The 12,593-nt window shown below is 58.5% G+C and carries 15 protein-coding genes and 1 pseudogene; 8 read left to right on the top strand and 8 right to left on the bottom strand.

Translation table 11 applies throughout. The features are described 5' to 3' along the window. The 5 genes from Q1A07_RS05405 to Q1A07_RS05425 form a co-directional block, all read right to left on the bottom strand. On the bottom strand, positions 1-948 hold the full coding sequence (locus Q1A07_RS05405; RefSeq protein ID WP_299779184.1) for a calcium/sodium antiporter: 948 nt from the start codon (positions 946-948) through the stop codon (positions 1-3). Between the two features lie 175 nt (positions 949-1,123). Continuing rightward, on the bottom strand, positions 1,124-1,921 hold the full coding sequence (locus Q1A07_RS05410; protein WP_299778479.1) for a S49 family peptidase: 798 nt from the start codon (positions 1,919-1,921) through the stop codon (positions 1,124-1,126). A gap of 69 nt (positions 1,922-1,990) precedes the next feature. Beyond that, a complete protein-coding gene (locus tag Q1A07_RS05415) occupies positions 1,991-2,752 on the bottom strand; it encodes an ABC transporter permease (RefSeq protein ID WP_299778481.1) in 762 nt (253 codons plus the stop codon). Then, on the bottom strand, positions 2,749-3,687 hold the full coding sequence (locus tag Q1A07_RS05420) for an ABC transporter ATP-binding protein (protein ID WP_299778483.1): 939 nt from the start codon (positions 3,685-3,687) through the stop codon (positions 2,749-2,751). The genes Q1A07_RS05415 and Q1A07_RS05420 overlap by 4 nt, the downstream gene beginning before the upstream one ends. A 139-nt stretch (positions 3,688-3,826) precedes the next feature. Continuing rightward, entirely contained in the window at positions 3,827-4,336 is a 510-nt protein-coding gene (locus Q1A07_RS05425) for a CoxG family protein (protein ID WP_299778485.1), read from the bottom strand. Between the two features lie 122 nt (positions 4,337-4,458). On the opposite strand from Q1A07_RS05425, the gene Q1A07_RS05430 reads away from it, so the two are divergent. Further along, the gene (locus Q1A07_RS05430) at positions 4,459-5,436 is read left to right on the top strand and encodes a DMT family transporter (protein ID WP_299778487.1); all 978 of its coding nucleotides are present in this window, start codon (positions 4,459-4,461) and stop codon (positions 5,434-5,436) included. Positions 5,437-5,504: 68 nt separating this feature from the next. Here Q1A07_RS05430 and Q1A07_RS05435 read toward each other — a convergent pair whose 3' ends face one another. Both Q1A07_RS05435 and Q1A07_RS05440 read right to left on the bottom strand, forming a co-directional pair. Next, positions 5,505-6,008, bottom strand: a complete 504-nt coding sequence (locus tag Q1A07_RS05435) for an ATP-binding protein (protein ID WP_299778489.1) — start codon at positions 6,006-6,008, stop codon at positions 5,505-5,507. Positions 6,009-6,221: 213 nt separating this feature from the next. Further along, positions 6,222-6,833 (bottom strand): TetR/AcrR family transcriptional regulator, encoded by a 612-nt coding sequence (locus tag Q1A07_RS05440; protein WP_299778490.1) that lies wholly within the window; start codon positions 6,831-6,833, stop codon positions 6,222-6,224. Positions 6,834-6,921: 88 nt separating this feature from the next. On the opposite strand from Q1A07_RS05440, the gene Q1A07_RS05445 reads away from it, so the two are divergent. Beyond that, the gene (locus tag Q1A07_RS05445) at positions 6,922-7,323 is read left to right on the top strand and encodes a hypothetical protein (RefSeq protein ID WP_299778492.1); all 402 of its coding nucleotides are present in this window, start codon (positions 6,922-6,924) and stop codon (positions 7,321-7,323) included. Next, positions 7,323-7,964, top strand: a complete 642-nt coding sequence (locus Q1A07_RS05450) for a LysE family translocator (RefSeq protein ID WP_299778494.1) — start codon at positions 7,323-7,325, stop codon at positions 7,962-7,964. The genes Q1A07_RS05445 and Q1A07_RS05450 overlap by 1 nt, the downstream gene beginning before the upstream one ends. 107 nt (positions 7,965-8,071) lie before the next feature. Here Q1A07_RS05450 and Q1A07_RS05455 read toward each other — a convergent pair whose 3' ends face one another. Beyond that, on the bottom strand, positions 8,072-8,878 hold the full coding sequence (locus tag Q1A07_RS05455; RefSeq protein WP_366944022.1) for an AraC family transcriptional regulator: 807 nt from the start codon (positions 8,876-8,878) through the stop codon (positions 8,072-8,074). 105 nt (positions 8,879-8,983) lie between these two features. Between Q1A07_RS05455 and Q1A07_RS05460 the strand changes: the two genes are divergently transcribed. The 5 genes and pseudogenes from Q1A07_RS05460 to Q1A07_RS05480 all read left to right on the top strand — a co-directional run bounded on the left by Q1A07_RS05460 (position 8,984) and on the right by Q1A07_RS05480 (position 12,569). Beyond that, on the top strand, positions 8,984-10,138 hold the full coding sequence (locus Q1A07_RS05460) for an MFS transporter (protein WP_299778496.1): 1,155 nt from the start codon (positions 8,984-8,986) through the stop codon (positions 10,136-10,138). A 64-nt stretch (positions 10,139-10,202) separates the two neighbouring features. Beyond that, positions 10,203-10,781: a hypothetical protein gene (locus Q1A07_RS05465; protein ID WP_299778498.1), complete on the top strand. Its 579-nt coding sequence runs from the start codon at positions 10,203-10,205 to the stop codon at positions 10,779-10,781. A gap of 18 nt (positions 10,782-10,799) precedes the next feature. Next, positions 10,800-11,549: a YbfB/YjiJ family MFS transporter gene (locus Q1A07_RS05470; RefSeq protein ID WP_299778500.1), complete on the top strand. Its 750-nt coding sequence runs from the start codon at positions 10,800-10,802 to the stop codon at positions 11,547-11,549. 30 nt (positions 11,550-11,579) lie between these two features. Next, positions 11,580-11,843, top strand: a pseudogene (locus tag Q1A07_RS05475) (alcohol dehydrogenase catalytic domain-containing protein); the annotation flags it as partial. A 108-nt stretch (positions 11,844-11,951) separates the two neighbouring features. Next, positions 11,952-12,569 (top strand): zinc-binding dehydrogenase, encoded by a 618-nt coding sequence (locus Q1A07_RS05480; protein WP_299779188.1) that lies wholly within the window; start codon positions 11,952-11,954, stop codon positions 12,567-12,569. Positions 12,570-12,593: the final 24 nt, after the last annotated feature.

The following is a 12,593-nucleotide window of genomic DNA, read 5'->3' on the forward strand; positions in this document are numbered from 1 at the left end:
CTAGCTGAGCACGATCACCAGATAGGTCACGTAGAGACCACTCAGGATCACGCCCCAGAACCGCGTGATGTTCCAGCTTAGATAGACGAAAGGAAGCAAAAGGACAGAGGCCCCCAGCATGACCCAGAGATCGAAGGCCAGGAACCCGGGATCAACAGGGATTGGCCCCACGAAACTGGCGATCCCGATGATGGCCAGCAGGTTGAACATGTTGGACCCGATAACATTGCCCAGGGCGACATCTGCCTGCCGACGCAACGCCGCCATCACCGTCGTGGCCAGTTCCGGCAGCGAGGTACCGATCGCGACCAGCGTCAAACCGATCACAGTATCTGAAACGCCGTATTGCTTGGCAATGATGGTCGCATTGTCCACGAGCAGATCGGCCCCCAGAGGCAGGCCGATCAATCCCAGCACCAGAAAGACGACGATGCGCCACCAAGGCATATCCGGATCAGCGCCCTCAGGCTCATCGTCGGGCGCGCCCTTGCAAGCCTGACGATGCAGGTGCGCGTCCCGAAATGCATCCCCCAGCATCAAGGCAAGCCCCAAGAGCAACACCGTGCCCGCGATCCAGTCGAACACCCCGCGAAACGCCAGTGCAATAAACAGCAGGCTCGCCGCAATCATGATGTTGTAGGTCTTGCGGGTATTGCACTCAGCCGTGTGCATTGTCGCGAGCAAGGCAGGCACGCCGAGCACCAGCAGGATGTTGGCGGTGTTCGAGCCCACAACGTTCCCCAGTGCCAGCCCTGGTGCGTTGTCCCGGATGGCCTGCACGGAGATCAGCAGTTCAGGCGCGGATGTTCCAAAAGCGACGATTGTCAGGCTGACAATCAGTGCAGGCACACCGAGGCGCAGCGATACATTGACCGCACCCTTGACCAGCGCGTCCCCGGCCAGCAGCAACAGCACAAGGCCGAAGCCGCACAGGAGCCAGGGCATGATCATGCATTTCCACCTTTGCCGCAGGAACAGGGACCACGTCCAATCTGATACCGCCCGCAGCGGCGGCATTTGGCATTTTCAAGGCGTTTACCCCCCAGCCAGTGCATCTTGCCGAACATCGCAAGGACGCCCATGACGACCAGGAAAAGGGTGACGATCTTGAAAATCATAAAATCTATAGCCCGAACTGCGCAAAGGCGCTGCGCTCTTCGATGCCGTGCAGCGCATCGCCCATGATCTGCGCGCCAAAGCGGGCGAGGAAAGGTTTGCGCACGCCGTAGCGGCGGAACTTCACCTTCTCGCCAAAACGCTCCTGCATCATCGGCTTGAGGTGCCCGATCCCGTCGATCAGCCCCAGATCAACCGCTTTGCGTGCTAGCCAGATCTCACCAGTGAAAAGGTCGCGATCTTCCGGAAGCTTGCCCTTGCGCCGCGCGGTCACGTGATCCTTGAAGTTGACGTGGATGTCTTCCAGCAGCTCTTTCAGCCGCGCGACATCTTCGGGGTTCTCCGGGCGGAACGGGTCGAGCATGGATTTCGACTTGCCGGCTGTATAAACGCGCCGCTCGATGCCCTGCTTGACCAGAAATTCATGCGCCCCAAAAGAAGCCGAGATCACCCCGATGGAGCCAACAACAGAACTGTCATCGGCATAAATCTCATCCGCTGCCGTGGCCAGCCAATAGCCACCGGATGCCGCGACATCCTCGACAAAGGCGATCACCGGCACGTCCTTCTCCTCGGCCAGCCGTCGGATGCGGCTGCCGATGAGCGAGGATTGCACAGCACTTCCGCCGGGCGAGTTCACTTCCAGCACCACCGCATCCGGTTTGCCGCGTGAAAATGCCTTTTCGATGACGGGGCCGAGGCTTGCGTCATTGAGGGCGCCGCGCCCGGAGGCGCTGATCATGCCCGACAGACGAATGATCGCGACCGTGGGGTCCGATTTTACAAAGGGTATCCAGCGTTTCATGTGACCCCATGTAGAATGGCGACCCCCGGCAAACAAGGAGGCGCGTAAGGAGAGTTTTATCCTGCGTCTTTATTGCCGGATGCGCCACCCGGATTTGAAAATCCAGCCGATGACCAGAAGGCAGGCCAGCGTGAACCCGGCAATCGCCAGCAGGGACAGGGCAATCGGCACATCCGCGCTGCCGAAAAATGCCCAGCGAAATCCCGAGATCAGGTAAACCACAGGGTTGAAGTAGGAAATCGTCTGCCACACCGGCGGCAGCATTGAAATTGAATAGAAAGCGCCGCCCAGGAACACCAGCGGCGTGACCACCAGCAGAGGCACCAGCTGCAGCTGTTCGAAGTTGCCCGCCCAGATGCCGATGATGAAGCCCAAGAGCGAAAAGCTCAGGCAGGTCAGCAACAGGAACGAAACCATGGCCAGCGGATGCGCGATGGTCACATCGACAAAGAAGAAGGCGGTGATCAGGATGATGACCCCGATGAACAGCGCCTTGGTGGCCGCCGCCCCGACGTAGCCCGCCACGATTTCGAGGAAATTCACCGGCGCCGAGAGCAGCTCGTAAATCGTGCCGATGAACTTGGGGAAATAGATCCCGAAAGACGCGTTGGAAATCGCCTGGGTGATCACCGACAGCATGATCAGCCCCGGCACGATGAAGGCACCGTAGCTCACGCCTTCGATCTCCTGGATGCGGCTGCCGATGGCCGCCCCGAAGACCACGAAATAGAGCGAGGTCGAGAGCACGGGCGAAATCAGGCTCTGCGCCAGCGTGCGGAAGAACCGCGCCATCTCGAAGAGATAGATCGCCCTGATCGCGGTCCAGTTCATGACGTGGCCTCCTCTTCTTCGTGCACGAGACCGACAAAGATATCCTCAAGGCTGCTCTGCCGGGTGACCACGTCGCGCAGCACCAGACCGGCTTCGGAGACATCGCGCAGCAGCTTGGTGATGCCGGTGCGCTCGGCCCGGGTGTCATAGCTGTAGGTCAGCGTGCGCCCGCCATCGCAAAGCGTCAGGTCGTAGGACGCCAGCGCCTCGGGCACATTCTCCAGCGGCGCAGACAGCTGCACGTCGAGCTGTTTCTGCCCCATGCGCGCCATCAGCCGCGCCTTGTCCTCGACCAGCAGCAACTCGCCCTTGGCGATCACGCCAACACGGTCTGCAATTGCCTCGGCCTCCTCGATGTAATGGGTGGTCAGCACGATGGTCACGCCATCCGCCTTCAGCCCCTCGACGATCTCCCACATGTCCTTGCGCAGCTCCACGTCCACGCCCGCCGTGGGCTCATCGAGAAACAGCAGCCGCGGCTCGTGGCTGAGCGCCTTGGCGATCAGCACCCGGCGCTTCATGCCGCCCGACAGCTCGCGGATCTGGTTGTTGCGCTTGTCCCAGAGCGACAGCTGCCGCAGGATCTTCTCGATCGCGGCCTCATCCGCGCTCCGGCCAAACAGCCCGCGCGAAAACCGCACCGTGTTGATCACCTTCTCGAAGGGCTCAAGGTTGATCTCCTGCGGCACCAGCCCGATCATCGACCGCGCCGCCCTGAAATCGCTGATGATATCGTGCCCGCCCACAGTGACCGTGCCCGAAGTCGCGGTGGTGATGCCGCAGACGGTCGAGATCAGCGTGGTCTTGCCCGCGCCGTTGGGACCCAGAAGCGCTATGATCTCGCCCTGGGCAATCTGCAGGCTCACGCCTTTCAGCGCCTCGAACCCGTCGCCGTATGATTTGCGCAGGTCGGTGATGTCCAGAATGGGCTGCATGCCAGTCGTGTCCTCTGCCTGATCGGGGCAACCTAGGGTGCGGTTTCGCGAAACAACAGATTGGAAGGCGAAATAATATGTGCAGTTCTGTGCAAAATCCCGCAGCCCTCTGTGCGCAAAACCGCAGCCGGGCGGGCGCTCAGCCCTTGCCGGTGACGCGCTTCAGCCAGCTTTTCTTTTCCTCTTCGGGTGCATCGTCGTCCGGCGCGGGACCCTCCAGCGCGGTTTGCAGGTTGGTGAAAAACTGATCCGCCATCTTCTTGGCAAAGCCGTCGATGATGCGACTGCCCAGTTGCGCCAGCTTGCCGCCGACCTTGGCCTCGACATCGTAGGAGAGCTCTGTGCCGCCGTCCTTTGCGGTCACGCGCACCTCTGCACCACCCTTGGCAAAACCTGCCGCACCGCCCTTCCCTTCACCGCTGATGGTCAGCGATTCGCCGGGCACCATGTCCGACAGGGTCACGACCCCCTTGAAGGTCGCTTTCACCGGCCCGACCTTCTGCACCACCGTTGCCTCGAACCCCTCTTCGGGCGACCCGGTCACATCCTGCGCGCCGGGCACGCAGGCCTGCAGCACCTCCGGGCTGAGCAGGGCAGCATAGACCTCTGCAGGGCTGGCGGCGATCTGGCGGGTGTCTGACATCTGCATGGGCGGGCTCCTCCTGGCTCGGGTTTCATCGTTCTAACGCAGCCCGCGCGGATGCGCCAATCTGAATTCGGCCATGTCGTATCTAGGCTCGACAGCAGTGACAGGGCTGATAGGTCTGCGCTATGGCCAATCTCCCCCAAAACCGCGCAGGCCTCGGCATCCTTTTCGTGCTCGCAGGTGTTTTTGCAATCTCAATCAATGACATGCTGATCAAGCAGCTGTCGGGGGGCTATCCGCTGCATGAGATCGTGTTTCTGCGCTCAGCCATCGGGCTGATGTTCTCCATGATCATGGTGCAGATGGAAGGCGGCTGGCACATCCTCAAGACACGCAGACCGTTTTTGCACCTCATCCGCGGGCTGCTGATCGTGATCGCCAACATGAGCTACTTCGTCGCCCTTGCCGCGATCCCGCTGGCCGATGCCACCGCCCTGTTCTTTGCCGCGCCGCTTTTCATCACGCTGCTGTCGATCCCGATACTGGGTGAAAAAGTCGGTCTCTTCCGGATGAGCGCGGTGCTGATCGGCTTTTCCGGCGTGATCATTATGCAGCGGCCCTGGGCGGATGCGGAAAGCCTACAGGCCTCGCGACTTGTGCTGCTGATGCCGGTCCTGGCGGCGCTGACCTATGCGCTCAACCAGTTGATGACGCGCAAGCTCGGGGTGGAGAGCAAGGCCTCAGCTCTCTCAGTCTATATCCAGGCGACATTCATCGTGGTCTCGGTCGGATTCTATGTGGTCGCGGGTGACGGGCGCTTTGCGGAAGGTATCGACAACCCCTCGATGCAGTTCCTGCTGCGCGCCTGGGTCTGGCCGTCCAACGCGGACTGGTGGGTGATGCTGGGCATGGGGGCCAATGCCGCCGTGGTCGGCTATTGCCTCAGCCAGGCCTACCGCATGGCCGACGCCGCCACAGTCGCTCCGTTCGAATACGTGGGCCTGCCGCTCGCGGTCTTCTGGGGCTGGCTCATCTTTGCGGAACTGCCGGTCTGGGAGGTCTGGGCCGGCATCGCGCTGATCCTCGGCTCCGGCCTCTTCGTTTTCCTGCGTGAGCAGCAAAAGGCCCGCATCGTGGCGCGGGCGCCGGTACGGCGGCGTTGAAAGCAACGCGCGTGGTCCCTTCAACCCAAAGCGCAAGATTCTGCACCGTGATCGAATGCCCAACTTGATCAGGAGTAGGCGGCAGGCTTGTGCATTACGATGTTGAACCCCTCCTCTAAAGAAGGCGCAACAAAGTGTTTGGAAATCTGCCAAAACTGTTCCTCTGTTGCAGCAAACGGATGATCGCCTCGCGCATTGCGTGCGTTCAGTCTTGCAAGGCAAACCTCTTCGGGAACATCAAGCACGTGAAGCTTGTGAGCCGCGTTCGTCTGCTCAAGGATACCCCGCATCCAGGCGCGTGTCCCGGTCGTGTTCGCTTGGAAATCCAGAACAACCGAGACCCCAGCATTTAGCAGCGAGACTACGTGAGGGCCTATGACCTTTCGAAGTTTGGAAGCGCAACGCCCATAGTCCGATATTGAAGACAACTCCTCTGAATAGAGAGCCTCTAGCCAATCGTCTTCGGCAATAACAATTGCTCCGTCTGAGTTGCCCAGCTGAGAAGCCAGTGTGGATTTTCCTGAAGCAATTCTTCCGCACAGCAAGTGCAGGGTCGGCGAGGTTGAGGACATTTGGATAACCCTGATTGGCGCATGGCACGCAATTGCCGTCAGGTGTAACCGGCCCGGTCCGGATTGTCAGTCCAAGACGTCATTCTGACATTTAGGTCATCAGCGGCGTGATGAGGTTGATGTCCATTGCATCACCCTGCACGCACCGCCCTGCCATGGTAAGGTGGCTTTCAGGGGCAAGAGGGTATTCATGTTGAGTACCCAGTCTTTGCCTCAACGGTGACTTGGCGCGCCAAGCAATCGGCTGAGGTGGCCCAAGGCACGTTCTGCACGTTCTGCACAAAACGCTGGAGTGGGGCTTGGCAGGCGGCCAATAACGCGCCGGATCTGCTGATCCCCAATTAACAAGTCGAGATAAAGACCGACTGCTTCGCCAGACCGCTCAAAAGCAAGCTGGCCTTCCTCCCTCGCGCGCAACATCACCTGTTCCAGCAATGGGAAGACCGTTTCCCGACCAGCTTTTGAAAGCGTTGCACCAAGCTCACCACTGCTGTCTGCCGCCGCAGCCCTATTCAGGGCGACAGCCCTGTCGCCAGTGAGCAAGCTGAGCAGTTTCGGACCAAGAGTGCCCAGAATTGAGAGGGCATCATTGTCAGTCTTCAACTCGGCTTCGAGATGACTTTTCACTTCTTCCGCATTGCGGGTGACAAGCGCCTGAAACAGGCCCTGTTTGTCCCCATACCAATTGTAGAGTGTTTCGTTTGAGGCCCGCGCCTGTTTTGCGATGCCAAGCATTGAGGTGCCCCCATATCCTTTGGCTTCCAAGACTTCATAGGCTGCATTTTCAATCTGTTTTTGACGCAGCGACCGCTTCTCTTCTCGCAATTCATTGCCTCCAACCTGTTGACACAATCCGTAACCTATATTACGGATACACACAACCGTAACCTGAAATACGCTTATTGGAACTGAAATGACACATGCTGATCGCCAAGCTTCTGCTGCCCTTGTCACACTGATTGCATTGCAGGTGACTATGCTGTCTGCGCTCTACGCCGAGGTCAAACCGCACCCGCCTGTGACCACACCGCTTTTCGGAATCGCGCCTTTTCTTGGGGCCTCCGTATCGAGCGCTCTATCGGCCCTGATCACCCACCCGCTGAGGACTGCGACTGGCCGGACCCTGAGTGTTCTGTCTGCTTTGATGGCACTGGTTTCATTCGGGCCGCAAAAATACTTCGATGCGCAGATTGGTTTGATCTGGCCCGCAGTGCTCCTCGGTCAAATCTCCGTCGTAGTGATCTTCATTCGCGTATTGGGCGCGATCCGCCAGCGTCGTGAGATTGATCTGCCAGCAACCGCAGGCAAAGCCTGATGGAACTCTCACTGCTGACATTCGCCCTGATGGCAATGATTGTCGTCATGACGCCGGGGCCGACCGTTCTTATGGCGTTATCCAACGGCTCCAAATACGGGCTGTACAGCGCCAGTTACGGGATACTTGGCGCTGCACTCTCCGATGGCATCCTGATTGCGGCTGCGGCTCTTGGACTTGGGGCACTTCTCGCGGCCTCGGTCTTTTGGTTCATGGTCGTCAAATCGATTGGTGTCGCCTACCTCATCTGGATCGGCCTCCAAATGCTGAGATCTTCCGGGACGCTCGGATCGGTGCCGGTTCAATCGACCCATGAAAGTGCGGGTACCCCAGACAGTTCACGAACCATCTTCGCCAAGAGCTTTCTTGTGGCGGCAACAAATCCTAAGGGGTATCTGTTCTTCTCCGCGTTTCTACCACAGTTCCTGACCCCGTCCGAGCCCCTCATTCCGCAATACATAACCTTGGCATTCGTCTTTATTGCAGTCGATGTCGCAATGATGTTTGCCTATGCCGGCCTTGGTGCCAAAGCCATGCAGTTTCTAAGCGATCGGGGCGCGCTTTGGCTGGATCGGACATGTGGTGGTTTTCTGGTTTTACTTGGCCTTGCCCTGGCTTTTGTACGGCACCGTGATGTTTGATTTTCCATGGCGCTCGGTCAGACCGACGCAACCGCACTGAGTGGAAGCCTACACTGCCTTTGGTCCAAACTTCGTGCGTTTCGCTGGCACGCCGAAAGAACTTGTCATCACTCCGCAGTGGACCTGAGAACGGCTGTATTCGGCAAGAAGCTGCGGGGCGTCACCCCGAGGGTTTTCCGAAACATGTAGCTAAACGCACTCGTCGAGTCGTACCCCATGTCAAAGGCGACTGAACTGATTTTCTGCCCTGCAGAAATCTGCGACACGGCGTGCAGAATGCGTACGTGTCGTAGCCACCGGGCGGGGGTCATGCCCGTTTCCGCGATGAACAAACGCTCAATTGTCTTGCGACTTGCGGCGGCGTTGATGAGCCAACTGTCGACTGATTCAACAGGTGCCGGGTTCTCCAGTGCTGTTTGTGCAAAATTGCGAATGCGCTTGTCCGACGGCATTACCACGGACAGTGCCACATCTTTTCCTGCGACGAGTTCACAGCGCAGCAAACGGTGGAGTGCATCTGTGTGCTCAGAGGTTCGCGCAGCGGCTTGTGTTGGCAAAGTCGCGTGCATGAGGGCACTCAAGAGTGGCGTCATCGCCAGGATATGGCAGTCACTGTTCAGCTCTTTGGCCTCCTCCCGGTTTACATCGACATACAGCATCTCGTTGTTCAATCCGGTCCGCATCCAGTGTTCTGCATCTGGCGGGATCCAGATTGCCATCGCGGGGCTGAGCAACAGAACTCGATGCGCGGTGCCCACATACATTGATCCGCGGGTCGAGGAGATGAGCTGCCCGAAGTCATGAGAATGCCAGTCGGAGTGTTCGCCTGACACGGACTTGACGACTTCGCCCAGAAATCGCGGTCTGCCCATGGGAATGGCAGAGTTTGAAGATGTGCCGTTGCTTGCGCTCATGATGTTTGACGTTTTCTCGATATCAATTGCCTTAGCGTCGACTGAAAGACATATCGTGCCTTGCTACACAACTCCAGTTACTTGGTTTCAACGCAGGCCTCCCCAATGCAAAGACGCACATTGCTGACTTGGTTTGCCATTGGGCATCTGGCGAACGATTGGCCCATTGCCTCACTTTGGCTGATCGTGCCGGCGGCTGGCATTGCCATGGATCTTTCGGCGGCAGAGATCGGGCTTCTCTTCACCATCTTCAGTATTGGCGGTGCCTTGGCCTATCTGCCCGCCGGTATCCTGACGGATCACGTCTCGAACCGAGGACGATTGTTGATTGCAACCTTTTGGTGGGTTGCAATCGGCTATGTACTGGCGGCCAAGGCGCCGGGGTACTGGAGCTTCGCGCTGCTGCTGGCCTTTGCAGGTATGGGTAACGCGGCCTGGCATCCGATTGCCACCGGTGTTCTAACTCAGGAAAGCTCGGGCCAGCGTGCTCAGGCACTCGGGGTGCATGCAATCGGCGGATCGTTGGCTGAGGTTTTAGCACCCTTGTCCGTCGGTTTCCTGTTGGTTTATGTCGACTGGCGCGATGCGTTGATGATCTCTGTTCTGCCAACGATTCTGATGGGCGCAGGGTTCTCCTGGGTCGCCCGTAGGATTCCCCATGTCGAGACGCCAGCGTTCAACAAACAGGACTTCAAAGATCTCTTGCATGTCTGGCGGCGGGGCAGCGGGTCGCGCATCGCGGCGATGATTTGCTCTTATAATATGGCCCTGATCGCGCTTTTGAGCATGATCCCTTTCTACCTCACGGATGAACGAGAGCTTGCGCCCGTGGCCGTTGGTGTGACGTTTTCGGCGCTGCTAGTTGTTGGTGCTTTCGCACAGCCCTGGGTGGGCAAACTATCCGATCGCATTGGCCGTCGGGTCGTCTTGGTCGTGGGCAACTGCGCGGCGGCCCTATCCGCAGTCGCGCTCATTCTTCAGCCACCTTTTTGGATCATGATCGCCGCGATGACAGCTGCGGTGGCGGCGTTGGATGCCATACGCGCAACCGTTCTTGCAACGGCTGTTGATCACACGGATCATCGCCAGGGGACAACTCTGGGGCTGGCTTTTGTACTGTTGGAGGGAGTCGGTGCTTTGGGCGCTGTACTTGCCGGCGTGGCAGCGGGCTACTCCTGGCCACTGATGTTTGCGTTTGCCGCAGGCTTTTCACTCATCGCGGCGGTGTTGACGTATGTCACGGTGTTGGGTCATGCCTGATCGCTCGAACCACCTTTCGTTACTACGCCTACGAGTGACGCCGCCGGTGCAAAGGTAGACCGGTATGCCCAATTCTGGAAAAGCCCCCGCCACACCTCGTGATCGCCTCGTCGACACATCGCGCAAACTGTCTCCCGAGGAAGGTGCGCCGCATGTCGGCATCAGCAAATTGACAGATGTGGCGCAGTTCGTGTGCATGACGCCCTACAATAGTTTCAGATTGCAAAATGACCTTGTGCTGGCTGTTTTCGAGCAGGAAGCAGAGCTGCGGCGCGCATCGATCTCATCAGTGCAGTCAACGCTTGAGGGGCCTTTTGAGAAGGTGCTCGCCCTTTTCGTTGTTGCCTTGGAACTGGCCGGTCTCAAAGGGTTTCGAGGATGTGCCTTTATCAACTTCGCCGTTGAAGCCGCCGCCCCGAACAGTGCTGCCCATGCACTGGCAAAAAAGCATAAGGACTGGATCCTCGACAACCTGCTTGAGCATCTGACACCAGCGGTGTTCGTCGATCCTGACATGCTCGCTCGGCAAATCCTTGTCCTTTGGGATGGGGGAATTGTGGGGGCATATGTTCAACAGTCTGATGACCCCATCCGTGCCGCACGCGATGCGGCGCGGGTGCTGATGCGCGGTGCTGCAAGATGACGGACCGGCGGCGGTGGCTTGGGCATGATCCTGAGTGGCGCCACACTGCCGACTTTGTTTGAATACCACGGCGCAGGTGCCTGGCCCATGTCCTGGATCGCTCTGGGCAGTGCGAGCCTGCTGGCTTGCCCTTTATCAATCTGGGCCGCAATGACCGTGCACCTGCCGACATCTGCAGCTGCAGGTGCATCGGCTCTGCCCGCCCGCAAGATGATGGCTGCATTGCTGGGCTATGGTCTCTTCGCAGCGGGATACATTGTGTATCTGAAGTTCATTGGCGCCTGGATGAATGCGCTGCCTGCAGATTTTTTGCTGGTCTCATTTGTCTGGATAACGATTGGGATTGCGATCATCGCATCACCCTTCGTCTGGCGTGGACTACTTGCAAGATTTGCCTCCGGTATTCCCTTGGCGCTTGCAACTGGCGTGGTTGCCATCGGAACAGTGTTACCGGTGTTCTGGACCGGACATCTGGGGCTTTTCCTATCCGCTGCGGTGTTTGGATTGGCCGTTTTCATCGGTCCCGGCGCGGTAACAAGCTTTAGCAAAAAGAACCTACCGCAGCAGATGTGGGCCAAATCGGTCAGCCTGTTCACCCTGGTTTTCGCTGTCGGGCAAACCCTGGGTCCGGTCGGTGCGGGATGGCTGATCGATACGACTGGAGAGGTAAAGCACAGCTTGCTCGCCGCGGGGGCAATTCTGGCCACCGGTGCTGCTGCGGCAGCGACGCAAAGACCGATTGCCACAAACAAAAAGCCCCGCCCCTAGGGGGCTGCACTCCTGAATGAAAGTAACGATATGACAATAACAGCCCAGGCCTTTGTTTTTTCCGAATACGGAGGGCCAGAAAACCTCACCCTGCAAGACATACCAGTCCCGGCTCCAGCCGCAGGAGAGGTACAAATCGCGCATACCGCTATCGGGGTGAATTTCATCGATATCTATCACCGAAAAGGTGTATTCGCGCCAAAACAGCCGCTTCCCAGCCCGTTGGGCATGGAAGGTGTTGGCACGATCAGAGCGATTGGGCCTGACGTGACTGGGTTCAGAACTGGGGACCGGATCGCCTATGCAGGCGGTCCCCTGGGAGGCTACGCCACGCACCGCAACGTGCCGACTGCACGCGCACTCAAAGTTCCAAGTGATCTGAACAGCGAAACTGTGGCAGCGATGCTCTTTAAGGGCCTGACCGCAGAGTATCTTGTTCATCGCTGCGTGACCGTTGGTCCCGGTGAAATTGTTTTGTTCCACGCAGCTGCCGGTGGTGTCGGATCGATCGCCTGCCAATGGTTAAAGGCGAATGGTGTCAAAGTCATCGGGACGGTCAGCACACAGGAGAAGGCCGAAATCGCCTACGCCAACGGCTGTGATGAAGTCATCCTTTACACACAGGATGGTTTTCAGACGCAGGTCGCGGAGATCACCCGGGACAAGGGCGTCTCGGTCGTCTTTGACTCGGTTGGCGCGGATACTTTTACAGAGTCTTTGCGATGCCTGCGACCCCGCGGAACACTGGTAAGTTTTGGTGAAAGCTCAGGCCCGGTTCCTCCGCTCAATGTCGCATCCATTGGCGGGTTGGGTTCGCTCTTTGTGACGCGCCCCTCTATTGCCCACTACACCGCTGACCGGAGAGAGCTTGAAAGCGCCGCACAGCGTTTGTTGGCAGCGATGGGCGACGGAAAACTGCGCAGGCCAAGAATGACCAGCTACGCATTCAAAGATGCGGTTTCGGCACATGCGGATTTAGAGGCGCGCGCGACCACTGGGTCCGTCATCCTCGTTCCATGATCAAAACCCCTGATAGGAAATCAT

This window comes from uncultured Roseobacter sp., from assembly GCF_947492555.1.
In the GTDB taxonomy this organism is placed as follows: domain Bacteria; phylum Pseudomonadota; class Alphaproteobacteria; order Rhodobacterales; family Rhodobacteraceae; genus Roseobacter.

Bases quoted from the DNA above. Each gene is read 5' to 3' on its own strand.
- Q1A07_RS05420 (WP_299778483.1), bottom strand. From the start codon at position 3,687: ATGCAGCCCATTCTGGACATCACCGACCTGCGCAAATCATACGGCGAC.
- Q1A07_RS05455 (WP_366944022.1), bottom strand. From the start codon at position 8,878: ATGAGCGCAAGCAACGGCACATCTTCAAACTCTGCCATTCCCATGGGC.
- Q1A07_RS05450 (WP_299778494.1), top strand. From the start codon at position 7,323: ATGGAACTCTCACTGCTGACATTCGCCCTGATGGCAATGATTGTCGTC.
- Q1A07_RS05425 (WP_299778485.1), bottom strand. From the start codon at position 4,336: ATGCAGATGTCAGACACCCGCCAGATCGCCGCCAGCCCTGCAGAGGTC.
- Q1A07_RS05465 (WP_299778498.1), top strand. From the start codon at position 10,203: ATGCCCAATTCTGGAAAAGCCCCCGCCACACCTCGTGATCGCCTCGTC.
- Q1A07_RS05460 (WP_299778496.1), top strand. From the start codon at position 8,984: ATGCAAAGACGCACATTGCTGACTTGGTTTGCCATTGGGCATCTGGCG.
- Q1A07_RS05430 (WP_299778487.1), top strand. From the start codon at position 4,459: ATGGCCAATCTCCCCCAAAACCGCGCAGGCCTCGGCATCCTTTTCGTG.
- Q1A07_RS05480 (WP_299779188.1), top strand. From the start codon at position 11,952: ATGCTCTTTAAGGGCCTGACCGCAGAGTATCTTGTTCATCGCTGCGTG.
- Q1A07_RS05410 (WP_299778479.1), bottom strand. From the start codon at position 1,921: ATGAAACGCTGGATACCCTTTGTAAAATCGGACCCCACGGTCGCGATC.
- Q1A07_RS05415 (WP_299778481.1), bottom strand. From the start codon at position 2,752: ATGAACTGGACCGCGATCAGGGCGATCTATCTCTTCGAGATGGCGCGG.
- Q1A07_RS05445 (WP_299778492.1), top strand. From the start codon at position 6,922: ATGACACATGCTGATCGCCAAGCTTCTGCTGCCCTTGTCACACTGATT.
- Q1A07_RS05435 (WP_299778489.1), bottom strand. From the start codon at position 6,008: ATGTCCTCAACCTCGCCGACCCTGCACTTGCTGTGCGGAAGAATTGCT.